This is a genomic window from Mycobacterium sp. 852014-52450_SCH5900713, assembly GCF_001667075.1.
Taxonomy (GTDB): Bacteria; Actinomycetota; Actinomycetes; order Mycobacteriales; family Mycobacteriaceae; genus Mycobacterium.
Genome location: NZ_LZIL01000032.1, coordinates 135,980 through 159,816, shown reverse-complemented (window position 1 = coordinate 159,816; position 23,837 = coordinate 135,980). Strand labels below are relative to the sequence as shown.

Genomic DNA, 23,837 nt, shown 5'->3' with positions numbered 1-23,837 from the left:
GGCCTCCCGATGTAGGCCACCGCCCTCGCGGCGACGGTCCGAACCCACGAGTTGCGCGGTTTGCACGCTGCAGATCGACAGGAGCGCGCAGTGCGGCCGCCCCGAGAGCCCGTACCAGGTGTCCGCAGTTTTGCCTCCACTAGTTCTACTCGGCTGCACCGAATGCGCGTGTTGGCGCATTCCGCCACAACAGAAGGGACACAGACCAATGGAAGACAACCAATTAAGGACTCATATCGAGCTTTTCGATCTGAGCGGGAAGTACGCCCTTGTAACCGGCGGCACCAGAGGCATTGGGATGATGATCGCGCGCGGCCTTCTGCAGGCGGGCGCCCGCGTCGTCATCAGCTCACGCAACGCAGATGCGTGCGCGGAGGCACAGCATCGGCTGTCCGAATTCGGTGACATCCAAGCAATCCCCGCCGACCTGTCCAGGCACGACGAATGTCAGCGCCTAGCGGATCTGGTCACGACCGACTCACACTTGGACATCCTCGTCAACAACGCGGGAGCGATGTGGCGCGAGCCGCTAGAAACGTTCCCGGACGAGGCCTGGGACTCAGTGATCGACCTCAACCTCAAGTCACCGTTCTGGCTGGTGCAGGCGCTGCTCCCCGCACTGCGCGAGGCGGGCACTGCCGATGATCCCGCGCGGATCATCAACGTCGGCAGTATCGCCGCCATCCACGTCGCCCAGTCGCCCAACTATTCGTACGCCAGTAGCAAGGCGGCACTGCATCAACTCACCAGAGTGCTTGCCAGAGAGTTGGGCCCACAGCACATCACGGTGAACGCGGTCGCACCGGGAGTGTTCCCTTCGCAGATGATGGCGTCCACGCTCGATGCCATCGGTGACACGATCGCGGCGGCGGCGCCTCTGCGCCGGCTCGGCCACGACGATGACATGGCGGGTGTCGCCGTGTTTCTCGCCAGCCGGGCTGGGTCCTACCTCACGGGAACCATCATTCCGGTCGACGGCGGCATCGCGACGACCGCAACGGGTACGCCCTAGGCGGTCTCCAAGTCGGGTCTTACGCGGTCGTAGGGGTACCAGCAGTGCCTCCCATAGACTGCGGGACGGACCTACGGTGAAGGGATGGCCACGACGGACCTTCGCACCGATATCCGGGAGTTTCTCAGCTCTCGTCGCGCCCGCATCACGCCCGAACAGGCGGGCCTGCCCGCATACGGCGGCAATCGTCGGGTCAAAGGTCTACGTCGCGAAGAGGTAGCGCTACTGGCGGGGGTATCGGTCGACTACTACGTGCGCATGGAGCGCGGCGGCCTCGCCAGTGCCTCCGATGGTGTGCTCGACGCGTTGGCCTCGGCCTTGCAACTCGACGAGGCCGAGCGCGACCACCTGTTCCACCTCGCGCGCCATTTCGCGGCGACCGGCGGCCCGCGCCGGCGCAGGCCCGCCGTGAGGGTCCGCTCGTCACTGCAGCAGGTGCTCGACGCGATCTCCGATGCGCCGGCCTCGATCGGTAACGGACGTTATGACGTGGTGGCCATGAACCAGCTCGGGCGCGCGCTGTATTCACCGGTGCTGGCCGACCCGCACCGACCCGCGAACACGGCGCGGTTCGTGTATCTGGCTCCCGAAGCGGCCAGAGATTTCTTCGTCGACTACGACACAATTGCCGGTGACGTGGCCGCGAAGCTACGCATGCAAGCCGGCCGCAATCCGCACGACGAGCAGCTGATCGCCCTCGTCGGCGAATTATCAACGCGCAGTGACCTATTCCGGCAGCGGTGGGCTTCTCAGGACGTGCGGCTGCACCGGTCCGGGCGCAAGCGGTTGCGCCATCCGATCGTGGGCCAGCTCGACTTGGACGTCGAGTCCCTCGAACTGCCCGCCGACCCCGGCCTGCACCTCAACGTCTACACCGCGCCCGCGGGCACGCCGACCGCTGATAATCTGGCGCTCTTGGCGTCGTGGGCGGCCACCCAACAGACGCTGGCCACCGAGCTAGGAGCACCCAATCACTAGTCGAACTTTGGCGTACTAGTCGCACACTTCCCGCCGACCACCTCGGGGTGATCGAACATGGCGACGAGTACGCATACGGTCGCGACATTCACGGAGCTCCCCACACCCGAGCCACTTCTAGCCGCAACAGTGGGTCATACATCGGGACGAAAGCGCCTATGCCGCATGGGTGGGGCAGGCGCGTGCCAGGGCGGCCATCTCGTCGCCGAACTCCTGGTTAACCCGGGCCACCGCTTTCGCCGACGGCGGCAGTTCCGTTTTCAGCGGGTCTTGTCTGCCTAGGTCGTCGTTCATCTGGTTGGCGTCATTCATGAATTCTCGGGCTAGCGCCGCAGCTCGTTGCGCGTGGGCCGACAGGCCAGGCGCGGTCACCTGGTTGGCTCGCCGCGCAAGGCCATCGAGCCATGCCTGATAGTCGGCGTCAGTGGGCACGGAGTTTTCTTCGTAGGAGCCCGGTGGCGCGAACCGCGTCTTGGCTTTCAACGAGGCCTGCATGTCGCGGTTGAAATCGATGAATTGCCGCACACTCCAACACGGTTGCGCCCGCTCATCGATGCGCAACGCGACGAACAGACCCGCGGCGGCCACGACCACGCACCATGCCGTCAGCAACCGCCGGGCGGTCCTGCGTGTGCGGAGACTGTTCGCGGCCACAAGACCAACCTAATTGCTGATGGGGCCGCGCGAAACCACGTCATCGGGCATCAGCTGCCCGCGCTCTCAACTGTCTCGGGGACCAAGCCGGCGCCGCCCCGTCACGCGTGGGGGCAGAAGATGCCCAGGATCTGTTGGCAGTTGTCCTTGTTGATGAGCGCCGGCGGGGGCGGGGGCGGCGGTGCCGGTGGGTTGTCGCCGTCCCAAATGTTCTGGGCGACATTGCCCTGCCCGAAGTAGACGTAATAGTAGGTGTGGCAGATGTTGTTGTCCCAAATGACGGGATTGGTGACGTGGTTACCGGTCGGCGGCAAAGGTTCCCCCGGGCACCAGCGGTGCGGGCCGCCATCGGCGTTGGCGGTGCCCGCGGCGAGCCCGAGACCTGCGGCACCCAGTCCGCCGGCCACCAGGGCGGTTGTCGCCAACCGCGCGATCCGTCGCATCATGATTGTCCTGTTCCGTCGGGTGGCCCCCGGAGTGGGGCGCTCTCGAGCTGAAGCAAATAGCGCGCCCGCCGCTACCGATCCCAAACTTGTCCAGCGGTCGCCGTGGCCGCTGCGCGGTTTGGGCAAGTCCCATGCATGCTGAGCGATTGCGGGGGGTGACACCGCATGGCCGCTTGCCGTGTAACGCCCCGACGTCAGGCGGGTGTCAGACTGGCTTCGCCAGGTGAGCGCGAAAGTGGCCGACGGGCGGGCCGAACTGTTCTTCGACCACCACCTCCGACGAAGTTGAGTACGAACTGCCGTCCCGCCGCCGCGGCGGGATGGGGGCTGTCAGGCGAGCATGGTTGCCGCGCAGCGCGACTCCGTGCTGTGACCGTTAAGGATCGTTACCGCAATCGTGATTTTCGCGCTCGTATCATTGAATTCACGAGAATTCGAAAGTTTCGACCTCAACAACGCCGATCGGCGTCCGCGAGCCTGGGGGGCTGATATGACCATCGCAATCGCCGAGCGCGAGCCAGTCGAGAAAGACGCGTCCCACGCGCACGCCGATGCCGCTTTGGCGGTCGCAAGGGTCAACGCGATGCCCTGGCGAGGGGACATCGTTCTCGCCGAATGGAAGCCGCGCTGGCGACCCACGGAAGAAGAGATCGTGCGCGCGGCGATCGCGGTGATTTTGGCCGCCCTTGTTGTGATGATCGGCGTCGCCGCGGGCGCGATCTTGACAATGGGCTAGCAGCGGATAGGGCAGGTGGCCCTGAGCCCCACGAGAGAATGCGATCAGGGACCACAAGTTGTCGGCACGACCGAGTAGCTTGAAAGTGCTGCAGCACAACGTGTACGGACGCCCAGGAAGCACTACGGATAACCCGCAAGTTTTGATCATGCATGTTGCTTCACCGCGGCGTCACCGGGGGAGCCGAGCCGAGATCACCAACTCGGGCTTGCGAGAGTTGACCGAGGTGGTCTGCTCTTCGAACTCGGCAACCAAGCCGGTAGCGGCAACGATCTGTAGATGGAGCCCCATTCGCTACCCCCGGGCCAGAGTCGCCCCGCGTGGTGCATCGAGCACGTCGCGGGGAGGCTACATCAGACCTGGATCTGTCCGCCGTCCACAGTGAGCTCCGCACCGGTGAGGAAGCTGCTCTGATCCGAGGCCAAGAACAGCACCGCCGCTGCGATCTCCTCGGGGCGTCCCAGCCGCTTCATTGGCAGCTGAGCGGCCATGCCATCGAGCAGGTTCTGCTGCTGGTCAGCCGGCGCCAGGCCGGTGAGTCCGGGTGTTTCGACAGGGCCGGGCACGACGGTGTTGACCCGGATCTTGCGGTCGGCCAGTTCCGCCGCCCACGTGCGGCCGAGGGACCGGATGGCCGCTTTGGATGCCGCATAGAGACCGAACGCGGGTTCGCCCTTGGAGGCCGCGGTAGATCCGGCGAGGACGATCGATGCGCCCTCGTTGAGCAAAGGCAGTGTCTTCTGCACGGTGAACACCGTGCCGGCGACGTTGCGGTCGAAGTTGTTCCGGTAGTGCTCGGGGGTCACATCGGCCAAGGCGGCGAAATCGCCGCCACCGGCATTGGCGAAGACAACGTCAAGGCCCTTGCCGTGGGCTGAGATTTCGGCGGCCAGGCTGTCGAGTTCGTCTGGCTTACTGACATCGCTCTGCACCGCATGGGCGCCGATCGAGGCGGCTGCCCCGTCGAGGCGGGCGCGGTCGCGACCGGTGATGAAAACATAAGCGCCTTCGTCAGCGAGGCGCTTGGCCGTAGCCAGACCGATGCCCGAGGATCCGCCAGTGACCAGTGCTGTCTTGCCGTCGAGCTGTCCCATGGTCGGGCCCCGTTCTTGTCGTGTTGTTGATCCGCTACCCGACTACAACCTACGGGATACATCACCTATTCCGGCGAGTTCAATACCGTCCACAGTCGATTGATCCGTTCGCCGGATATTTCGGCCACGTCGAAGCCCGATGCCACGGTGTTACCGTCAGCGGTGTGTAGCTCCCACGCCAAAAAACCGAGTCCACGGGTCTGGCGGACCGTACCGGCCTTGACGAAATGCAGGCCCCGCAGCTTTTCCTGCAGCCCGGCCGCTTTGGCATTGAGGTCGTCGCGGCCGGTTACTACACCTTCATCGTCGATCCATTGCACGTTGTCCGCGTAGGTTGTCGCGATCGCCTCTGTGCGCCGCCGCGGGTCGCGCTCATTGAACACGGCCAGGAGGTTGGCTTCCATCAGCCGGGTGATGACATCGCTCACGTGACACTCCAGAGTTTAGTGATGTATCACCTAAAATAGCACTACCTTGTTGCCGGTGGCAGCGAGCTATTGTGATCGAGGTTGACGTGAATGTGCTCCAACGCGGCGGTCAGCGGTGCCAGCAGGTTCTCAGGCAGGGGATCAAAGAACAGGCTGCGTACCAGGTTGACATGACCGGGAGCGGCATCGACGAGGGCGTGCCACCCATTCTGGGTAAGTACGACATGGCTGGTGCGGCCGTCCTCGGCGCTGGGCCGCCGTTCGGTGAGGCCGCGTTCCTCCATGCGCCGCAATTGATGTGACAACCTGCTGCGTTCCCATCCGATCCGCGCTGCGAGATCGCTGACGCGCATGGCCTCCTCGCGGTCACCGCTGAGTGCGACGAGAACGTCGTAGTCGGCCAGCGACAACCCGGATTCGGCCTGCAGCTGGCGGTTCATCTCGTAGTTCATCCGTAGCTGCACGCGCATGTAGGCCACCCAGGCGCGCTGTTGCCTCGGGGTTAGCCACTGCCGCTTTGGTGATATGCCACGCACTTTTCTTGGAGTCACGTTGATCAGTATGACGGCGCAACGGGCTCAGCGCGGGTGATCGGCGAAGCTGTCCCAGGTGCATCCGCCCACCATTGGTCCGCAATAACTGCGGAGTCCGAGGCCTTGACGGCCGGTGTATCCGTTATGCTGCCGGTTGTTCCGGAATGTCGGTGCGCAGTTCAATTGCGAATAACTTTTGCAAAGGCAGCTCTCAAGTATTGCCCAGTTCAACGTCCGCCAGCGGAGCTGCGATTGCGGCCATACTCCTGATCGTTAGCGCACCGACTACGGCCTGCAGCCACCGGCCGTCATTTCATGCTGACGAAACGGTCAACTCAACAACCACATCCACCGATGCCGCGGCGGCAAAAAGCGACTCATTGACGTTGGCCGACAGAGTTTTCCCGCTGCACGAGGTCCAATGCCGCCGCATGGGCGGCGCGGTGCTGGTCACGGCCAAAACGCAGTCCGGCGACAGTGTCATCGTCGACGCAGCGGGCGGCAAACTCGAAACCCTGGACTTCAGCGCCGATGGTATCGCCTACTTCTGGGAACCGACGTCGACCGGAGGAGTGCCGGCCCCGGCGCTGACGCAGGACCGTGACCATTACGCGGTCACTGGCAAGATCAAACAGCTTCACGACTACACCAAGATCAGTGATTTCACGTTTAGGGCAACCTGCCCGCATTGAACATTCCGCCATGCGCATTACCGGCCCCATCCGGCTGTGACGGGCCGATGACCGCACCGGGATCGACTGTGCGCCAAGGCCGGCCGCCGTCCAGCAGATCTGGCGAACCGCTAACCATGTGGCACCACCATGATGTCGCGGGCACAATGTCGGATTCAGGGAGTGATCGAGAAGCGCGTCAGTTGTCCGGTCTCATTCGGCTTGGCGGTGGGGGAGCGCCCGGACACGGGTTGTACTGTGTCCAGGCGACTTTCGGAGGTTCACCATGACACTACCCAACGACGACGCCTGGGGTCCGGCCACCAGAGTGGGAACCACGGCCACGATGGCGGCGGCGGCGAGAGCCGTCGCCACCAGGGATGGGATCATCGACGATCCTTTCGCCGAGCCGCTGGTGCGCGCCGTCGGTGTGAGCTTTCTGACCCGCTGGGCTACCGGCGAGCTCGTCGCCTCGGACCTCGACGCCGAGGGCAGCTCGTGGGGCCTGGCGCAGATGCCCGCATCGATTGCGGCCCGCACGCGGTACTTCGACGAGTTGTGTGCCAATGCCGCAGGAGCGGGCATCCGCCAAGCCGTAATACTCGCCTCGGGCCTCGACGCGCGCGCCTACCGACTGGACTGGCCCCCGGGGATCACGGTGTTCGAGATCGATCAACCGGCCGTCATCGAGTTCAAAACCACTACGCTGGCCAAGCTCGGTGCCGAACCAAAAGTTGACTTACGCACGGTCGCCATTGACCTGCGCGACGACTGGTCGACGGCACTGACGACGGCGGGTTTGGACACCCGGAAGCCCACGGTGTGGATCGCCGAAGGCCTATTCGGTTATCTGACGCCCAAGGCCCAGGATCTGCTGCTCGATACGGTCACTGCGCTGAGTGCTCCAGGCAGCCGACTCGGGAGTGAGGCTGTGCCGAATACCGCCGATATGGAACCCAACGCAGCGCGCGAACGCATGCGCGAGGCGACGGCCAAGTGGCGCGACCACGGCTTCGAACTCGACTTCGACGTGATCGAGTTCGAAGGCGAGCGCCACGCCGTCGGGCCGTACCTGGATGCGCGCGGCTGGACGTCGGTCGCAACGCCGATGGCCGAGTTGCTCGCTCGCCACGGGTTCGGGGCCATCGCGCAGGCCGACGATGATCGACAGACGATGAACGGCGTCACCTACTACACGTCAACGCTGAACACAGACCGTTAGCCGTCACCGGGGGTTCCGTCACGCTTGCACGCTCGGAAAGGTCGCGGCAACTGTTGCTAGCTCTTCCAGACGACCTTGTCCGTGCCTCCGGCGTCCCGGTAGACGACGCTGTCGGGGTTTGTACCGTTGCGAACGTCGAAGTAGATACGCCCCGTAACAGGGCTGCCGAGGGGGAGCGGCCCCTCAGGAAGGCCATCGGTCTGGTTGCCCTTCATCACCGCGTACGTAGAGCTGTTGACGGCCCGAGCGTTGAAGTCGGCAATGTTCGGAGTGGCGTTACCACTCACACCCTTGGCGGTGACATCGGAGTACCAGATGCCGTCGTTGTGGCCGCTGGGCAGCAGGTCGATCACGGTGTAGTCGATGGTGCCGCCCATACTGGAAAGCTCTGCCATCTGGCCGAATTGCAGCACTTGGGGATCGGCCAATGCCGGTGTCGCCGCGAACAGTCCGGCCGCGGCCAAAACAGCTGTTGCCGCCGCCGTTTTCGATGCAATGTGTGAGAACGCCACGTCGGGCTCCCTTCGTGAGGTGCCGGCTCTCGAAGAGCGGCACTGATTCACGAGGTCTATCCAAAGCTCGGAATTTCAAACCTGATGTTTGCTAGCACGCTCCCAGAAGCCCATGGTGGATTTCATCGAGCACCGGTGATCCTTATTGAGGTGCTCCGACTCGCCGTCGATGGCCGCGTTGTAAGTTCGTCCGGAGCTACGAAGATCGCGACCGCCTGCGCCCCTCATTTGGTTCGGTTCAGTCCCGGGCGGGCGAGGAGGTCAACCGCATTTGACCCACACCACAGGAAGACGCGGAAGGAAGCCCATGAGAACGATCGCATACCGCCACGCGGCAGTCGTCGGCCTGGCCGCCGTCGCGCTGATCACTGTGGGCTGCAGCCATGGCAAGGGCGTCGTAGCGTCGGCACCGCCTCGGGTCGGGGTGAACGCCGCCACCGCAACGTCTAAAGCCCCAGCGCCACCCACCGAGGTGAAGCTCATCGGGGAGCGCGACGTCGAGGTGACCCTGACCGGCCCGATCGCTGCCAAGTACTCGTCGGCGACCGAGAGTCAGAGGCAGGCTCTCGGCAAGCCATTGACGGGTGACCGCAATGCCGGCACCCGGGAGAGCGGGGTGGTGTTCCAGCAGTTCCAGGGCGGCGTGATCACCGCCAAGAACGCCGGGGCCGGCACGCCCGCATACATCACGCTGGGCAAGATCCGGGAGGCGTGGAATGTCCCACGCGACCCGGACGGCGCGCCTGCGGTCACCGGCACCAACGGTTCGGCAGGTCCGCTGGGCTTAGCCACCAGCGACGCGAACGCCGCCGGCGATCTGCTCGTGGAGACGTTCGAGCACGGCAAGATCGAGTACAACACGAAGACCGGCCTTGTCGCGGTGACGGTCAACGACAAGGTCGTGCCAACCGGGCTGTAGCCGAATCGCGGGCAGCGACCTTGCCACTACCGCACATCGCCACCTGGATGGCTCGCATGGAGGTTCCACTGGCCGCAATCGGGGGCCAGGACATCGTTGACGTCGACTTCGAGTCCGCCGACCTTCGGCCCGGGATTGGACGCGGTGCTCACGACGCGCTGGTAGAGGACAGCGGCGGGGTGGACCTGATTGCCGGACCAGGCTCGAGTTTGCCAGACCCAGCGGCGGCCAGGTGTGCTCGAGGACCCGACAACGCCATCGGCCGCGGCCCATTGGCACGTCCTGACGCCTCCGTAGATCCCCGTGCGTTGAACCCCTAGAACCGAGTTGATTCCGCGAAACCATTGCAGCGCAGTGCGATTCCAGGTGTCGCGATTGATGTCTTCGTCGATGGTGAAGAAAATTGGTGCACCCTGGCTGCCGCCTGCGGCGGTGTGTAGCTGCCAGGCGGTGCGCGCGTCCGCGATGCCGCCGGCGTAGCCCCGCGTGAAGTCCGACGGTGTCGACCCACCTGGTTTGCCGTATTGGTAGTTACTGACGATCACCAGGCTTGCGGCTTTCAATGAGTCGGCATAGGGCCGAGTGATCGGCTTGGCGCCAAACGATGTGCCAGGACGCGACTCCGATACGTAGTTGACCACCCCGCTATAGCCGGCAGCTCGAATCTCCTGCGCAGGAATCTGGCGCGCGGCGAAGTCGATCAGTTGGGGAGGAGCGGCGGCGGCCGCCGTAGGCATGCGGCAGGCGACTGTCGCGGCACCCAAACCGGCCAACGCTGTTGCGTAGCGCAGCGCGTCGCGCCGAGAAACCGTTCGCAGTCGCACATCGCGGGCCGGCGGGGGCAAACTGTGCATCGCGCGATGTTAACGATGTGACTGTTGTCACCGATAGACCTGCGCTAGCCGAAACGCGGTTGCATTCCCAAACGGATACCGAACGGTGACCGTTCGGCTATGACTTCGGGTGCAAAACGAAGATCGCGCGATCCATCTGACGAAAACAGCGAGATTTACTGATAGCCCTCCATATTCGGTCCCGCCGCATTTCTCCTCAAGCAGTTGCGCGCGAGCGGGGGAGCGGCTTGGGCTTCCCCGCTGCCGGGGCACCAGATCGATATCCCGCTGTTAACCGACTTATCCCACAATCGCCCGCGCTGCGCGCTCTGCGATGAGCATGACCGGCGCGTTGGTGTTGCCGGAAATGATGGTGGGCATATTCGACGCATCGACCACCCGAAGTCCGCCGACGCGGTACACGCGGCAGTCGGTGTCGAGCACCGTGGCGGCCGAACGCGGCCGCCCGCGGGCGTCAAAGGCTCCCATCGCGCAGGTACCCACCGGATGGAAGATAGTCGTGCCGAGTTCACCGGCCGCCCTCTGCAGCTCTTCATCGCTCACCAGTTGCGGGCCGGGTAACAACTCCTGCGGGCGGTAGCGGGCCAGAGCCGGCGCCGCCATGATCTGCCGGGTCATCCGGAGGCCCCGCACGGCGACTTGGCGATCGGCGTCAGTCGACAGGTAATTGCAGAAGATCTTCGGGTAGGTCAGGGGATCTGCACTGGCCATGCGCACATGGCCTCGCGAGCTGGGTCGGAGATTGCAGACCGAAGGAGTAATCGCTCCGAAGGGGTGCAGGGGTTCGCCGAACTTCGGCAACGACAAGGGCTGCACGTGCCACTCCAGATCGGCGGCTTCCAGCGCGGGGTCGCTCTTGGCAAAAGCCCCGAGTGTGGAAGGGGGCATCGTCATGGGCCCCGATCGCAGTAGTAGGTACTGAAGTCCCATGCCTGCGCGGCTAATCCAGTTCCGGTACAGCGTGTTGACGGTCGGGGCGCCCCGGATCCGGTAGATCGTTCGAATCTGCAGGTGGTCTTGCAGGTTTTCGCCTACTCCTGGCAGATCGACGGCCACCGGTACTTGATGTTGGGCAAGCAGGCCGGCCGGACCCAGACCCGAGACCTGCATTAGATGCGGCGAGCCAATAGCCCCAGCGCTGAGGATCACCTCGTGGCGGGCTCGGACGTCGATGATTTGGCCGCCTCTGAGAAGCCGCAGGCCGGTGACGCGGTGCTGGGCCGTCGTCCAGGCCCCGCGACGCTGATCGTCCGGGACCTGGTCGTCCATCAGGAGCCGCAAGGCCTGGGTCTGCGTGTAGACGGTGAGGTTCGGCCGGTGGGCGATGGGATGCAGGAAGGCATCGGCCATCGACCAGCGACGGCCACGCCGTTGGTTGACGTGAAAGTACGCAGAGCCGGCGTTGACGCCCCGGTTGAATTCATCGATCGGGAGGATGCCCATCTCGGCAGCTGCGGCCTGCCAGGCGTCCAGGATTTTCCAGCGCACGCGTGGCCGCTCGACAGGGATCTCGCCACCGGCGCCGTGGCAGTCGTCGGCTCCGCCGAAGTAGTCCTCCAATTTTTTGTAGATCGCCAGCGTCTCGCCTGGCCTGTCCGGGCCACCCCAACGCCATCGCTCGTCTCCGGTGGCCTGCGCCCACAGGTTGTAGTCGCTAGCCTGGCCGCGCATGTGGATCATGGCGTTGATCGACGAGCAGCCGCCGATCACTCGGCCGCGCGCGTAGTGAATGCTGCGGCCGGCCAGGCCGGGGTCGGGCTCAGTCGTGAAGCACCAGTCGGTGCGGGGGTTGGCGATTGTGTACAGATAACCGACCGGCACCTTGATCCAGAACCAGTCGTCGGTGCCGCCGGCCTCGATCAGGAGGACACGGCGATCAGGGTTGGCGCTGAGCCGATTGGCGAGCAGGCAGCCTGCGCTGCCTGCTCCCACGATGATGAAATCGAATTCGGCGATCGGGCTCATTCCGGTATCGGTCCTCCATAGCGTCGGATGCGAGTCCTAGTGTGCGCGATGACCACCACATCTCGTCGAGGAATGATTGGCCTTGAGAGCTACGCGTTGACTTCGGTGTCTGACAATTGTTGTGGCACAAATCAAAACGGAATCTTTTACGGGCAAACTCCACCCGCGAGAGGTGGGGCCAGGTCGCTTACTGGTAACCCGCCATATTCGATTCCGCCGTATTACTCCTAGTGCGAAACGCTCGCTTGCGCGAATGAGCAGGGAGCTGTGCCGGTAAGGAGCCCGCGATGCCCCGCTACGACCTGACCGGAATCACGTAGTCGCACACCCGTCGTCCCGATCCGCCGGCGCGGCGGGCTCTCAGCGTGTGTCGTTCCCCTCGACTTGGCACACAAACACCGACATACCGTTGTCGCGGCGGTGCCTGACGCTGGTGTCATGAACAAGAACGAGAACCTAATGGAGACGAACACGGCTGCAGCGGATGCGGCGCTCGCGGTGTGGTTGGAGATGTGGAACACCGACGGTGAGATCGCGCGTCGGATCTGTAGTGAGGATTTCCGGATTCATTTCCTGAACTCCGAGACGGATGGGTCGAACCCGGGCGACGACGTGCTGGGCGCGGAGAGTTTCGTTCGGTTCCTGGAGGTGTATCGCGAGCGGCATCCGGATGTGGTGTTCATCGAGTTCGCGCGGGCCGTGGACGGCGCGCACGGGCGGATGCTGTGGAACGTACAGGACGGGCAGGTTGCTGCGGGCGGGGTCGATGTCTTCGACTTCACCGAGGATGGGTTGATCCGCGAGGTGTGGTCGGTGGGCGGGACGCGCTCGTTCACCTGAGACCGGGGGAGACTGACATTCGTGAGGAGAGCCGAGCGGTTGTACGCGCTGGTCGATCTGCTGCGGGGATCGCGCCGACCGTTGTCGGCCGCTCGGCTCTCGGAGGAGTTCGAGGTGTCGAAACGCACGATCGAGCGGGACATCCAATCGCTTCAGCTCGCGGGGGTCCCGATCTACGCCGACCACGGGGTGTTGGGCGGGTATTCGATCCTGCGGGATCACTCCTTGCCGCCGCTGAATCTCACGGTGCCGGAGTCGCTGGCGGTGCTCGCGGGGCTTGGGCTCTTGGAGACATCGCCTTACGGTGCGGCGGCGCGTCGCGCGCGGGCGAAGGTCCTCGCGATCAGCCGCGAGGATCAGCTCGCGCCAGTCGATGAGGCGTTGGCGTCGATGTTCGTCATCGACGCCCAGCCGCCGTCCGAAGCGGCGATCTCGCTGATTCCCGAGGCGATCGCCGCGCGCCGAGTCGTGCGGTTGGACTACACCTCCGAGGACGGCGAGACCCACACCACCCGTGACGTGGAGGCGATGGGTCTGCTGCGCGGAGGTGATTCGTGGATGTTCGTGGGATGGTGTCGGCTGCGCGAAGGCATCCGCGGATTTCACCTCGACCGCATCCGGCACCTGGAAATCACCGGAGAGATGTTTCCCGAACGCGATCCTGCGGTGCTGAATGCGGATCTGTCGCGGTGGCGCACTCGGCGACTCGGAGGACGCCCCGAGCCGACAACCGCGGGTCCATCGTGAAGCGCCCAAGTTGACATAATGTCGCTTATCGGCACAACGGCGACCAGGCCATCGCATGGAGGGCACTCGACAACGCTCGGACGAGGCCACCGAGACAAGCTGCCGTGCTCGCGCCCCCGTCACCACCAGTGCGGCAATGCCCGCGAAGATCATGAACTCGGCTTGCCCGGACAAACGACGATTGAGCTCCCACGGTGGGCCACGCACCCGAATCGGGCGGCTAGCGGCCCGCGACGCCCCCCGATCCGTTCGTCCGCGTGCATGACCTCAATTCGTCACTGTGACGAATTACTCACCGCCCCAGCGGTATTGGTGATATGGATGATCAGTCACCATCGCGCCACGCAAGCTCGACTCCCGATCATCACGACGGGGCCACGCCGTAGAAATGAACGGCAACTACGCGCCTCGGTCGCCGGGCGGCCAGGCACCCCACGACAACCCTGGTGCACCTTCCGCGCCCTGGCCCCCGGTTGATGACGCGACCAATTGCCGGGCCAGACCGACGCCCCAAGCAAAGCACCATCCAGCTTTGGCCGCATGGTGGGACCCACTCCCACTTCCGCCACTTCCGCGTGCAAAGCCACAATTCGTCACTGTGACGAATTGTGTTCCACCCCAACGGTATTGGCGACACGAATGCATCATGTCGCCATCGAGCCGCGCGCCCCCGCGACCGCCGGCCGCACTACGCGTTGCTTGGCCTCCCCATTCGGGAGCAACCCGTATCCGTAGCGCGAATCTAGGGGCACGGTCAAATCGCTACGATAGAACCGTAGATACAGGAATATCACAGCTATATATCCTTATATGCGTAGTCGGGCGATCTTAGGATCAACCCCGTGATCCGCCCACCAAGAGGGTCCGCGCTCATTTCTAACCATGACGTGGCTCGGCTGCGACCGCCCGAACAGACTAACCTGCGATGACGGGGCCGATCTGGATGGCTTTCCCGCCGGAGGTCCATTCGATGTTGTTGTCCAGCGGGCCGGGTCCCGGACCGCTGCTGGTCTCGGCGAGCGCATGGCACTCACTGAGCACCGAGTACGCCGCGGTCGCCGGCGAACTCAGTTCACTCCTTGGCGAGGTTGAGGCCGGCGCGTGGGAAGGACCAAGCGCCGCGAACTATGTGGCCGCCCACGCGCCGTACCTCGGCTGGCTGATTCAGTCCAGCGCATTCAGCGCCGGGATGGGCGCGCGGCAAGAGGGCGCCGCGACGGCATACACGACGGCGTTGGCCGCGATGCCGACGCTGGGCGAGCTGGCGGCGAACCACGCCACGCACTCGGTATTGGTGGCGACGAACTTCTTTGGAATCAACGCAATTCCGATAGCGCTGAACGAGGCGGATTACTCGCGAATGTGGGTACAGGCCGCCACAACGATGAGCACCTACCAGGCCGTCTCGATCTCCGCGGTCGCCGGGGCCCCACCCAATACGGGGGCGCCGCGAATCATGGCGGCGGACATGGGCACGGGGAGCATGGATGCCGGTTCTGGAATGAGCGGCAGCTCGGGGATGGGCGGCGGAAATCCCTACATCATGGGAACCTCACTCCCCCAAAATCTCCAGGAGTGGCTGCAAGCGCTCTTTCCCTTCAACCCCTTTTCGCCGCAGGGCTGGTCGATGCACCCGAGTCTGTCGATGTTCCTCTCGCGCGTGGAGACCCTGATCCCGATGTATGCCCACGATCCCGCGCAGCTGTTCGAGACGATCGTGATGCTCGCTCTGCAATTCGTCATTCACCGAACGCTCGTATTCATCAACCTTCTCCTGTTCAACCAGGTGGGGTTGCTCAGCTTCTTCCTGAGCAATCCGGTCTACACCCTCGGACTGGTTACGCCGATGTTGGCGGTTCCCGCCGGAGCCGCCGGCGGCTTGGCGGGGCTGGCGGGACTGCCAGGAGCTGCTCCTGCCCCTGGCGCCGTTCCGATCCCATTGCCCGCGACGGCAATTCCGCTCACCCAAACGCCGCCGCTACCCGCGCTCGCCGCCGCACCGACCATCAACGCCACGCCGTTTCACGCGTCGGCGGTGTCGGCGCCTGCGCCAGTCGCTGCGGCCGCGCCGGGCGCGCCGCCCGGCCCGCCGCCAACGCCGGTGGGACCGGAAAGTGCCGTGGCCGCACAGAATTTCGTGTCCCCGTATCTGGTGGGTGGTCTCGGCGCCGGGTCGGAGTCCAAGGTTGCCGGCCAATCTCGCAAGCGGACCGCAGCTGCGGCCGCGGCCGCGGCGACCGCGGCGGGTCCGGCGGCACAAGAGCAACAAGCCAGGGGCCGTCGGCGACGGGCACCCCGCCGCACACACAGGGGTTACCGCTACGAATTCCTCGACCTGGAAGCCGAATTCAGCGCCTCAAGCGATCCGCCAGCGATGGCCTCCGGCCAGGGCGCGGGACCGCTCGGCTTCGTCAATCCCGCAGCGCCGCGCGCCGCGGGATTGACCAGGCTGGCCGGCGACGGCTTCGGCGGCGAATCAACCGTCCCGATGCTTCCCGGTGGCTGGGAGGCCGACCCGGCCTGAACGTGACCTCGTGACGCTTTGCAATCAGTCGCCGGGCGCCGACCAGTGCACCACCTTCATGGCTGTCATCTCGTCGAGCAGTTCGGGCCCGAAGCCGAAGCCCGTGCCGCTGGCACGGCGGGGCTCGGCGGTTCCGCCGGGCGCACCGCCGAAGACGGAGTTGATCTTCACCGTGCCGACAGGAAGGCTGCGCCACGCCTCCTGGGCATGCGCCATGCTCCCGGTGAGTACCGTGGCCGCCAGGCCGTAGCGATCGTCGGCGGCTTCGGTCAGCGCCGCTGCGAAGTCCGGCACCACCCGCACCGGCGCGACCGGACCGAACGTTTCCTCGCGCATGATCAGCATCTCGGGAGAGCAGTCACTCAACACCGTGGGTGGATAGAACGAGCCCGTCCCGGGCTGCGGCTCGCCGCCGACCAGGACGTGGGCCCCGGCCCGGGTCGCGTCTTCGACGTGCGCGTGCACATGTTCACGATGACGCTCGTCGACCAGCGGTCCGATGCGGTCGGCCCACGAGATCGCCTCGTCGATCAGTGCATTGAGGAAAGCGTCGGCGATCGATTGCACGACATAGACCCGCTCTACCGAGACGCAGCTCTGTCCGGCGTTGGCGAAGGCGCCCAGTGCGGTCTGGCCGGCCGCCCAGGCCGGGTCCACGTCGGCGTCGACGATCAACGCGTCGTTTCCGCCATTCTCCAGCAGTGCCTTGGCACCGCGTTCGGCACACGCGCGCGCGATCTCTCGGCCGGTTGCGCTGCTGCCCACGTGCGCGACGACGTCGACCAGCTCCGCAGCCGCCAAGCGCTCCCCGACGGTCTCGTCGCCGTCCACGATCTCGAGCACGCCATCGGGCAGGCGGGCGGCCAGCAATTCGGCGAACCGTCGGCCGGTCTGTGGGCAGCGCTCGCTGGCCTTGTGTACCACGGTGTTTCCCGTCACGAGGGCCGCGCCCAGCAGCCCGGCAGCGACGGCGACGGGATCGTTCCACCGCATGATCACCGCGACCACGCCGCGCGGTTGGGGAACCATCAGGTCGGTCGCGGACCATCCGCCCTGCAGAGCGTGGCCGCGGTGGAGCGGCCCCAATTGGGCGTACTGCAGCAGCGTGTCGATTCCGGCATCCACGCCGCTGCGCGCGTCGCCGCGCAACTTGCCGGTTTCCCGCTCGTTCAATTCGGCGAGTTCGTCCGCGGCAGTGCGGACGTCGCCCGCGGCCGCCGCTATCGCGGCCGCCCTTTCGGCCGGCGGGGTGCGCGCCCACCCGTTGGCCGCAGCCGCGGCGCGTGCGACGGCGTCGTCGCAGTCGGCCGGCTCGGTGATCGGCACCTGCGTGACGGTGTCGCCGGTCCGGGGATCCAGAACACTGATGATTTTGGTAAGGGTCGAGGCCACGCCAGCGAATACCCTGTCCCCGGCCCGACCAATCGGGAGCCCCCGAGCGTCGCCAGCTGACAGAACTGAAGATGCCCCGTGGACACAACGGCGTTCCTGTATGTTCGGCGTGTCGGCGGCGTGAGAGAGCAGAGGCATCGATGGCAAGCGGACCCGCCGACAATGACTTCGCTTCACGACACGTGGTGAATCCCGGCCTGCGCAAGGTGGCCCGATTTCTGCCTCGCGGATACGCCCTGCACCGCGGTCTCAAGGTCCAGCGGACGATCATGAACCTCTTCAGCAGCACGGGGCGGCTGCGGGACGTACCGGTCGCCACGGTCGACGAGCACGTCACCGTTCGCCTGCATCGTCCGACCAACTTTCCCCACCGCGGCCCGGCACTGCTTTGGGTGCACGGCGGCGGCACCATCATGGGTCACGCCGCCCAGGACGACAAATACCTTCGCAAGCTGTCCCACCGCACGGGTGTCGCGATCGCGGCCGTGGAACACCGCTTGGCGCCCGAGCACCCTTATCCGACCCCGATTGAAGACTGTTACGCGGCACTGCTGTGGCTCGCGCGCCAACCGTGGGTGGACCCGGAGCGAATCGCCGTCGGCGGGGCCAGCGCCGGTGGACACTTCGCAGCGGCGCTGGCGCAGTGGGCTCACGACCGCACCGACGTCAAACTGGCTTTTCAGATGTTGGTGTATCCGATGCTGGACGATCGGACCGGCACCGAACGGGACGGCCAGCGGCGCATTATGTGGACGGCGAGCGACAACCAGTTGGCGTGGCGCTGGTACCTCAACGGTGCCGACCCCAAAGAAGCGGCCCCCGCCCGTCGGGACGATTTGTCCGGCCTGCCGCCGGCCTGGATCGGGGTCGGGACGTTGGACCTCTTCTATGAGGAGTGCCTGCAATACGCCCGGCGCCTGCGCGAGGCGGGTGTTCCCGTGCACGAGGAGATCGCCCTTGGAGCCTTTCACGCATTCGACCAGATCGCGGACAAGGCGCCGGTGTCGGTGAACTTCTTCGCCAGTCAATGCGATCACCTTCGGGACGCCCTCGTCACGCCCCGCGCCTAGAGGCGGCTGGCGACAACTCCCCTGCATCGATCGATCCCCTTGTGCGGCAGCGTGTTTTAGCAGACTGATGACGGGCACACGATTGGCTGGCCCGTTAGGCGAGCCCAAGCCGGGAACGACGCCGGCCACTCGCCGGAGGTCCGCGCGACCCGAATCCGCCGCCTTTTGACTGCAAATTGTGCAGAACGTGCAACTATAGGTGCTATGTCCAACCCGGTGGGTCTGCGGGAGCGTCGTCGGCGCCAGACGAGCGCTGACATTCGCGACGCCGCGGTGCGCCTCGCACTGGAACGCGGATTCGACAAGGTGACCATCGATGAGATCTGCGCCGATGCGGGGGTGTCGACGCGCACCTTCTTCAACTACTTCCCGAACAAAGAGTCCGCGATCGCGTACGGCCCTTCGGACATACCTCCGGAGCTGGTAGCCGATTTCGTCGCGGCCGGGCCCGCCCCCTATTCGGTGGTGTTGGAAGAGTTGATCACGCTGGCGGCGCACCATCTCCGCGACGTGCCCCCGAAACGCGAACAAGCGGCCGGCATGCTGGAACTCGCCAAAACTTCCCCGGCGGTACTGGCGGCATTCCTCGCCGACTTGGAGCGGTTCCAGAATCACCTGACCGATGTTGTAGCGCGCCGCCAAGGCATGCGAGCCGACGACGAGATAGTCGCGTTGATCGCCGCGCTGGCGTTGACGGCCGTGCGTTCGGGAATCGAGCGCTGGTCAAGCGGGGAAGCCGGCGCCGCGGACGACACGCCGATGCCCTATGTCGAGCGGGCCGCTGCGCTGGTCAACAGCATCTTTACAAAGTGATTTGAAACACCGCGCGCAATTATTGCATGGCGTGCAAGGTATGCACATTATGTACTATGCTCATTAGGCGGTATCCGAAGACGCTTCATGAAGTAGGTGTCGGTACCGGGGGCGGCCGCCGGTGCGCTTGGGCTACCGTCCCAACTTCGGGCGATCGAGCGCGCACGCATCATAGTGATCAGCGAGAACCATTGCGGTGCAACGTAAGTCGTGGCGCTTCCCCGCCCATGCGTTGGTGTACAGGTCACACTGACGCTGACCGAGGACGGCGGCCTGATGGGGAAGGAACCACCTGAGGTGAAGGTTGTGCGCAACGCGTGGTTGCCGATGCTGATAGTCGCGGTCCTGGTGGTCGGCGGCTTCGCCGTGGCCCGGGTCAAGTCATTCTTCGGAGCCCACGACACGGGCGTCATGACGAGCCCGCGGCTGGATGACTCCAAGCCGTTCAAGCCAAAGGTCGTCAAGTACGAGGTCTTCGGCTCGGCCCGCACCGCCAACGTGAATTACTTGGATCTGTCCTCTGACCCGAAGCGGGTCGACAATGCGACCTTGCCCTGGACGCTAGTGCTCAGCACGACCGCCCCCTCCGTCTTCCCGAACCTCTCGGCGCAAAGCGACGGTGATTCCCTCGGTTGTCGCATCACCATCGACGACGAAGTCAAGGCCGAGAACCTGACCGACCGCGTGCACGCCCTGACCTTCTGCTTGGTGAAATCCGCATGAGCGCACACGTCGACGACGCCCGCACCGACACCATCCCCGTCGCCCAAGAACCGGTGCGGGACAAGATTCCGCGGATCATCCGAACCTTCGCCGTGCCCATCATCCTCGGCTGGATCGCGCTCATCGCGGTGCTCAACGTCGTCGTCCCCCAGTTGGACGAGGTCGGGAAGATGCGCTCGGTGGAGATGACTCCCGACGATGCGCAGTCGGTCGTCGCGACCAAGCGGATGGGCGCGATCTTCAACGAGTACAAGTCCAACAGCTCGGTCATGATCGTGCTCGAGGGCCAAAATCCCCTCGGCGCCGACGCCCACGCCTACTACGACCAGATGGTCAAGAAGCTCGACGCCGACACCAAACACGTTGAGCACGTTCAGGATATGTGGAGCGATCCACTGACCGGGGCGGGCGCGCAGAGCAACGACGGCAAGGCCGCCTACGTCCAGGTGTATCTGGCCGGTAACCAGGGCGAAGCCCTGGCCAACGAATCCGTCGAGTCGGTGCAAAACATCGTCAAGAGCTTGACCCCGCCAAAAGGGGTAAAGGCCTACGTCACCGGGCCCGCCGCTCTATCGGCGGATCAGCACACCGCCGGCGACCGCAGCCTGCAGCTCATCACCGCGGCCACCTTCACGGTCATCATCGGGATGCTGCTGTTGGTCTATCGCTCGGTCGTCACCGTGCTACTCACGTTGTTGATGGTGGTCTTCGAACTCTCGGCCGCCCGTGGGATGGTCGCTTTCCTGGGCTATTACAAGATCATTGGGCTTTCGACGTTCGCCACCAACCTGTTGGTCACGTTGGCGATCGCGGCCGCCACCGACTATGCGATCTTCTTGATCGGCCGATATCAGGAAGCCCGCGCCGTGGGTGAATCACGCGAAGACGCGTATTACACCATGTACAAGGGCACCGCACATGTGGTGCTCGGGTCAGGCCTGACCATCGCCGGCGCCACCTTCTGCCTGCACTTCACCAACCTGCCCTACTTCCAGACGCTGGGCATCCCGTTGGCCATCGGCATGGTGGTGGTCGTGGCGGCCGCGTTGACGCTCGGTCCCGCGGTGATTTCGGTGGCGACGCGTTTCCGCAAGACGCTCGAACCCAAGCGCACCCAACGGATTCGCGGGTGGCGCAAGGTCGGCGCGCTCGTGGTCCGCTGGCCCGCCCCGATCCTGGTTTTGACGATCGGCATCGCCCTCGTCGGATTGCTGACCCTGCCCGGCTACCGCACCAATTACAACGACCGCAACTATCTGCCCGCCGACCTCCCCGCCAACGAGGGTTACGCGGCCGCGGACCGGCACTTCTCCCAGGCGCGGATGAATCCCGAAGTGCTGATGATCGAAGCCGACCATGACCTGCGCAACTCCGCGGACTTCCTGGTCATCGACAAGATTGCCAAGACGGTCTTCCGGGTGCCGGGAATCGGTCGCGTGCAAGCAATCACCCGGCCCCAGGGCACGCCGATCGAGCACACCTCGATCCCGTTCCAGATCAGCATGCAGGGCGTCACCCAGCAGATGAACCAGAAGTATCAGGAAGACCAGATGGCCGACATGCTGCATCAGGCCGACATGATGCAGACGACCATCGACAGCATGGAAAAGATGTCGAGCATCACTGCGCAGATGGCCAACGACATGCACCAGATGGTCAAGAAGATGCACGACATGACCATCGACATCAACGAATTACGCCAGCACATGGCCGATTTCGAGGACTTCTTCCGCCCCATCCGCAGCTACCTCTACTGGGAACGGCACTGCTACGACATCCCGGTGTGCTGGTCGTTGCGGTCCGTCTTCGACGGCCTCGACGGCATCGACATCATGACCGACGACATCGAGAGCCTGCTGCCGATCATGGATCATCTCGACACACTGATGCCCCAGATGGTGGCGCTGATGCCGTCGATGATCGAGAACATGAAGGCCATGAAAACGACGATGCTGACCATGTATGCGACGCAGAAGGGTCTGCAGGATCAGCAGAACGAGGCGCAGAAGAACTCCAATGCAATGGGCAAGGCGTTCGATGCGTCGAAGAACGACGACTCGTTCTACTTGCCGCCGGAGACCTTCAACAACGCCGAGTTCAAGAAGGGGATGAAGAACTTCATCTCCCCCGACGGCCATGCCGTGCGTTTCATCATCAGCCATGACGGCGATCCGATGTCGGCCGAAGGCATTTCGCACATCGGCGCCATCAAGAAGGCCGCCTACGAATCGCTCAAGGGCACGCCGCTGGAGGGTTCCAAAATCTATCTGGCGGGCACCGCGTCGATCTACAAAGACCTCAGCGACGGCAACACCTATGACCTGTTGATCGCCGGGATCTCTTCGCTGTGCTTGATTTTCATCATCATGCTGCTCATCACGCGGGGCGTGGTGGCATCAGCGGTCATCGTGGGAACCGTCTTGCTCTCGCTGGGCGCGTCGTTCGGCCTGTCGGTGTTGATCTGGCAGCATCTCATCGGCATCGAGCTGCACTGGATGGTGCTCGCGATGTCGGTCATCATCCTGCTCGCCGTGGGCGCCGACTACAACCTGCTTCTGGTAGCGCGGTTCAAGGAGGAGATCCACGCCGGCCTGAACACCGGGATCATCCGGTCGATGGGGGGCACCGGCTCGGTCGTCACGTCGGCGGGCCTGGTGTTCGCCTTCACGATGATGACAATGGCGGTCAGCGAGCTGACGGTCATCGGCCAGGTCGGTACCACCATCGGATTGGGTCTGCTGTTCGACACCCTGATCGTCCGGTCGTTGATGACGCCATCGATCGCCGCGCTGCTGGGCAAGTGGTTCTGGTGGCCCCAACGTGTGCGGCAACGCCCGGTTCCGTCGCCCTGGCCCAAGCCGAGTGACGAGAAGGCGCCCGAGGAGACCGAATCACTCGCTCCGGCTAGGTAACCCAGTCCGGCTGCCCGGCGGTGTCGACCGCGGAGAAGTCCTTGTGGCCCAGGCCGGCGGTGGTGCCGCCGTCGACGACGAACTCCGAGCCGGTCGAATAGCTCGACTCGTCGCTGGCCAGGTAGACGACGAGGTTGGAGACTTCCTTGGGCTCGGCGATGCGTCCCAGCGCGGTCTGGAAGATGTCCTCGGGAACCCACTCTGTCATCGGGGTTTTGATGAGCCCAGGGTGGATCGAGTTCACCCGGATCCCGCTGGGCCCGAGCTCTAGTGCCGCCGACTTGGTCAGGCCCCGGACGGCGAATTTGGTGGCGGTGTACCCGTGGCAGGCGATGGTGCCGGCGATTCCCTCGATGGAGGAGATGTTGATGATCGATCCCCTCCCGGCTTCCTTCATCGGCTTCACCACGGCGCGGATACCCAGGAACACGCCCGTCAGGTTGATGTCGAGGATCCGCTGCCATTCCGAGAGCGCGTAGTCCTCGAAGGTGCCGATGTTGATGATGCCGGCGTTGTTCACGAGGATGTCGATGCCGCCGAATTCACTGAGGACGGTGGCCACCGCGGCGTCCCAATCCTCGGGCTTCGTCACGTCCAGGTGCAGGTAGCGGGCGGCGTCTCCGACCTCGGCAGCGACGGCCTTGCCCTCGTCATCGAGGATGTCCCCGAACACCACCTTGGCCCCCTCGGCCACCAGCGTCCGCACGTGCGAGGCGCCCATCCCCCGCGCGCCCCCGCTGATAAGCGCGACCTTCCCGGCCAACCGTTCTGCCACCGCAATTCTCCTGTCGT

General features: G+C 64.6%; 23 protein-coding genes. 13 read left to right on the top strand and 10 right to left on the bottom strand.

What is annotated here, in order from left to right; genetic code table 11:
* The first annotated feature begins 208 nt into the window (after positions 1–208).
* Entirely contained in the window at positions 209–1,012 is an 804-nt protein-coding gene (locus A5773_RS07825; RefSeq protein ID WP_066948653.1) for an SDR family oxidoreductase, read from the top strand.
* Between the two features lie 84 nt (positions 1,013–1,096).
* Positions 1,097–1,990, top strand: a complete 894-nt coding sequence (locus A5773_RS07820; protein ID WP_066948657.1) for a helix-turn-helix transcriptional regulator — start codon at positions 1,097–1,099, stop codon at positions 1,988–1,990.
* Positions 1,991–2,146: 156 nt separating this feature from the next.
* Here the strand turns inward: A5773_RS07820 and A5773_RS07815 are convergent, their stop codons facing one another.
* Both A5773_RS07815 and A5773_RS07810 read right to left on the bottom strand, forming a co-directional pair.
* The gene (locus tag A5773_RS07815; RefSeq protein ID WP_231989086.1) at positions 2,147–2,644 is read right to left on the bottom strand and encodes a hypothetical protein; all 498 of its coding nucleotides are present in this window, start codon (positions 2,642–2,644) and stop codon (positions 2,147–2,149) included.
* 101 nt (positions 2,645–2,745) lie between these two features.
* Entirely contained in the window at positions 2,746–3,090 is a 345-nt protein-coding gene (locus A5773_RS07810) for a hypothetical protein (protein ID WP_066948665.1), read from the bottom strand.
* Positions 3,091–3,487: 397 nt separating this feature from the next.
* On the opposite strand from A5773_RS07810, the gene A5773_RS07805 reads away from it, so the two are divergent.
* Positions 3,488–3,826 carry a hypothetical protein gene (locus A5773_RS07805; RefSeq protein WP_231989085.1) on the top strand — a complete coding sequence of 113 codons (339 nt, stop codon included), beginning with the start codon at positions 3,488–3,490 and terminating at the stop codon, positions 3,824–3,826.
* 353 nt (positions 3,827–4,179) lie between these two features.
* Here the strand turns inward: A5773_RS07805 and A5773_RS07800 are convergent, their stop codons facing one another.
* From A5773_RS07800 to A5773_RS07790, 3 genes are all read right to left on the bottom strand, one after another.
* Positions 4,180–4,920, bottom strand: coding sequence for an SDR family NAD(P)-dependent oxidoreductase (locus A5773_RS07800; RefSeq protein WP_066948672.1), 741 nt, complete (start codon positions 4,918–4,920; stop codon positions 4,180–4,182).
* Positions 4,921–4,985: 65 nt separating this feature from the next.
* Positions 4,986–5,348 carry a nuclear transport factor 2 family protein gene (locus tag A5773_RS07795; RefSeq protein ID WP_231989084.1) on the bottom strand — a complete coding sequence of 121 codons (363 nt, stop codon included), beginning with the start codon at positions 5,346–5,348 and terminating at the stop codon, positions 4,986–4,988.
* A gap of 41 nt (positions 5,349–5,389) precedes the next feature.
* Complete coding sequence (locus A5773_RS07790) at positions 5,390–5,818, bottom strand: MarR family winged helix-turn-helix transcriptional regulator (protein ID WP_082948151.1); 429 nt, start codon at positions 5,816–5,818, stop codon at positions 5,390–5,392.
* A 227-nt stretch (positions 5,819–6,045) separates the two neighbouring features.
* On the opposite strand from A5773_RS07790, the gene A5773_RS26485 reads away from it, so the two are divergent.
* Together A5773_RS26485 and A5773_RS07780 are read left to right on the top strand one after the other, a co-directional pair.
* Complete coding sequence (locus tag A5773_RS26485; protein WP_156659264.1) at positions 6,046–6,573, top strand: lipoprotein LpqH; 528 nt, start codon at positions 6,046–6,048, stop codon at positions 6,571–6,573.
* Positions 6,574–6,838: 265 nt separating this feature from the next.
* Positions 6,839–7,774: an SAM-dependent methyltransferase gene (locus A5773_RS07780; RefSeq protein WP_066948683.1), complete on the top strand. Its 936-nt coding sequence runs from the start codon at positions 6,839–6,841 to the stop codon at positions 7,772–7,774.
* Positions 7,775–7,830: 56 nt separating this feature from the next.
* Here the strand turns inward: A5773_RS07780 and A5773_RS07775 are convergent, their stop codons facing one another.
* Positions 7,831–8,286 carry a DUF1942 domain-containing protein gene (locus A5773_RS07775; RefSeq protein WP_066948686.1) on the bottom strand — a complete coding sequence of 152 codons (456 nt, stop codon included), beginning with the start codon at positions 8,284–8,286 and terminating at the stop codon, positions 7,831–7,833.
* A gap of 307 nt (positions 8,287–8,593) precedes the next feature.
* On the opposite strand from A5773_RS07775, the gene A5773_RS07770 reads away from it, so the two are divergent.
* A complete protein-coding gene (locus A5773_RS07770; protein ID WP_067260766.1) occupies positions 8,594–9,205 on the top strand; it encodes an LGFP repeat-containing protein in 612 nt (203 codons plus the stop codon).
* Positions 9,206–9,231: 26 nt separating this feature from the next.
* On the opposite strand, the gene A5773_RS07765 is transcribed toward A5773_RS07770, so the two are convergent.
* Together A5773_RS07765 and A5773_RS07760 are read right to left on the bottom strand one after the other, a co-directional pair.
* Positions 9,232–10,059: a DUF1906 domain-containing protein gene (locus A5773_RS07765; RefSeq protein ID WP_067790427.1), complete on the bottom strand. Its 828-nt coding sequence runs from the start codon at positions 10,057–10,059 to the stop codon at positions 9,232–9,234.
* A gap of 279 nt (positions 10,060–10,338) precedes the next feature.
* Positions 10,339–12,024 (bottom strand): GMC family oxidoreductase, encoded by a 1,686-nt coding sequence (locus A5773_RS07760; RefSeq protein ID WP_067260760.1) that lies wholly within the window; start codon positions 12,022–12,024, stop codon positions 10,339–10,341.
* A 438-nt stretch (positions 12,025–12,462) separates the two neighbouring features.
* Between A5773_RS07760 and A5773_RS07755 the strand changes: the two genes are divergently transcribed.
* The 3 genes from A5773_RS07755 (at position 12,463) to A5773_RS07745 (ending at position 16,135) form a co-directional block, all read left to right on the top strand.
* Entirely contained in the window at positions 12,463–12,864 is a 402-nt protein-coding gene (locus A5773_RS07755) for a nuclear transport factor 2 family protein (RefSeq protein WP_066948702.1), read from the top strand.
* Between the two features lie 21 nt (positions 12,865–12,885).
* Positions 12,886–13,611: a YafY family protein gene (locus tag A5773_RS07750; RefSeq protein ID WP_066948706.1), complete on the top strand. Its 726-nt coding sequence runs from the start codon at positions 12,886–12,888 to the stop codon at positions 13,609–13,611.
* 925 nt (positions 13,612–14,536) lie between these two features.
* Positions 14,537–16,135 (top strand): PPE family protein, encoded by a 1,599-nt coding sequence (locus A5773_RS07745; protein ID WP_067790424.1) that lies wholly within the window; start codon positions 14,537–14,539, stop codon positions 16,133–16,135.
* 24 nt (positions 16,136–16,159) lie between these two features.
* Here the strand turns inward: A5773_RS07745 and A5773_RS07740 are convergent, their stop codons facing one another.
* The gene (locus tag A5773_RS07740; RefSeq protein WP_369817337.1) at positions 16,160–17,527 is read right to left on the bottom strand and encodes an aldehyde dehydrogenase; all 1,368 of its coding nucleotides are present in this window, start codon (positions 17,525–17,527) and stop codon (positions 16,160–16,162) included.
* Positions 17,528–17,667: 140 nt separating this feature from the next.
* On the opposite strand from A5773_RS07740, the gene A5773_RS07735 reads away from it, so the two are divergent.
* The 4 genes from A5773_RS07735 to A5773_RS07720 all read left to right on the top strand — a co-directional run bounded on the left by A5773_RS07735 (position 17,668) and on the right by A5773_RS07720 (position 23,045).
* Positions 17,668–18,597, top strand: a complete 930-nt coding sequence (locus tag A5773_RS07735) for an alpha/beta hydrolase (protein ID WP_066948713.1) — start codon at positions 17,668–17,670, stop codon at positions 18,595–18,597.
* A gap of 204 nt (positions 18,598–18,801) precedes the next feature.
* On the top strand, positions 18,802–19,410 hold the full coding sequence (locus tag A5773_RS07730) for a TetR/AcrR family transcriptional regulator (protein WP_066948717.1): 609 nt from the start codon (positions 18,802–18,804) through the stop codon (positions 19,408–19,410).
* Positions 19,411–19,686: 276 nt separating this feature from the next.
* Entirely contained in the window at positions 19,687–20,133 is a 447-nt protein-coding gene (locus A5773_RS07725; protein WP_197505326.1) for an MmpS family transport accessory protein, read from the top strand.
* Positions 20,130–23,045, top strand: coding sequence for an RND family transporter (locus tag A5773_RS07720; RefSeq protein WP_066948721.1), 2,916 nt, complete (start codon positions 20,130–20,132; stop codon positions 23,043–23,045). Before A5773_RS07725 ends, A5773_RS07720 begins: the two co-directional genes overlap by 4 nt.
* Here A5773_RS07720 and A5773_RS07715 read toward each other — a convergent pair.
* Positions 23,038–23,820: an SDR family oxidoreductase gene (locus A5773_RS07715; protein WP_066948725.1), complete on the bottom strand. Its 783-nt coding sequence runs from the start codon at positions 23,818–23,820 to the stop codon at positions 23,038–23,040. The genes A5773_RS07720 and A5773_RS07715 overlap by 8 nt on opposite strands.
* Between the last annotated feature and the right edge of the window lie 17 nt (positions 23,821–23,837).

Excerpts from the sequence above, each read along its gene's own strand:
- A5773_RS07820 (WP_066948657.1), top strand. The coding sequence starts at position 1,097 with ATGGCCACGACGGACCTTCGCACCGATATCCGGGAGTTTCTCAGCTCT.
- A5773_RS07730 (WP_066948717.1), top strand. The coding sequence starts at position 18,802 with ATGTCCAACCCGGTGGGTCTGCGGGAGCGTCGTCGGCGCCAGACGAGC.
- A5773_RS07810 (WP_066948665.1), bottom strand. The coding sequence starts at position 3,090 with ATGATGCGACGGATCGCGCGGTTGGCGACAACCGCCCTGGTGGCCGGC.
- A5773_RS07720 (WP_066948721.1), top strand. The coding sequence starts at position 20,130 with ATGAGCGCACACGTCGACGACGCCCGCACCGACACCATCCCCGTCGCC.
- A5773_RS07755 (WP_066948702.1), top strand. The coding sequence starts at position 12,463 with ATGAACAAGAACGAGAACCTAATGGAGACGAACACGGCTGCAGCGGAT.
- A5773_RS07800 (WP_066948672.1), bottom strand. The coding sequence starts at position 4,920 with ATGGGACAGCTCGACGGCAAGACAGCACTGGTCACTGGCGGATCCTCG.
- A5773_RS07765 (WP_067790427.1), bottom strand. The coding sequence starts at position 10,059 with ATGCACAGTTTGCCCCCGCCGGCCCGCGATGTGCGACTGCGAACGGTT.
- A5773_RS07735 (WP_066948713.1), top strand. The coding sequence starts at position 17,668 with ATGGCAAGCGGACCCGCCGACAATGACTTCGCTTCACGACACGTGGTG.
- A5773_RS07790 (WP_082948151.1), bottom strand. The coding sequence starts at position 5,818 with ATGCGCGTGCAGCTACGGATGAACTACGAGATGAACCGCCAGCTGCAG.
- A5773_RS07780 (WP_066948683.1), top strand. The coding sequence starts at position 6,839 with ATGACACTACCCAACGACGACGCCTGGGGTCCGGCCACCAGAGTGGGA.
- A5773_RS26485 (WP_156659264.1), top strand. The coding sequence starts at position 6,046 with ATGTCGGTGCGCAGTTCAATTGCGAATAACTTTTGCAAAGGCAGCTCT.
- A5773_RS07825 (WP_066948653.1), top strand. The coding sequence starts at position 209 with ATGGAAGACAACCAATTAAGGACTCATATCGAGCTTTTCGATCTGAGC.
- A5773_RS07760 (WP_067260760.1), bottom strand. The coding sequence starts at position 12,024 with ATGAGCCCGATCGCCGAATTCGATTTCATCATCGTGGGAGCAGGCAGC.
- A5773_RS07770 (WP_067260766.1), top strand. The coding sequence starts at position 8,594 with ATGAGAACGATCGCATACCGCCACGCGGCAGTCGTCGGCCTGGCCGCC.
- A5773_RS07725 (WP_197505326.1), top strand. The coding sequence starts at position 19,687 with ATGGGGAAGGAACCACCTGAGGTGAAGGTTGTGCGCAACGCGTGGTTG.
- A5773_RS07745 (WP_067790424.1), top strand. The coding sequence starts at position 14,537 with ATGACGGGGCCGATCTGGATGGCTTTCCCGCCGGAGGTCCATTCGATG.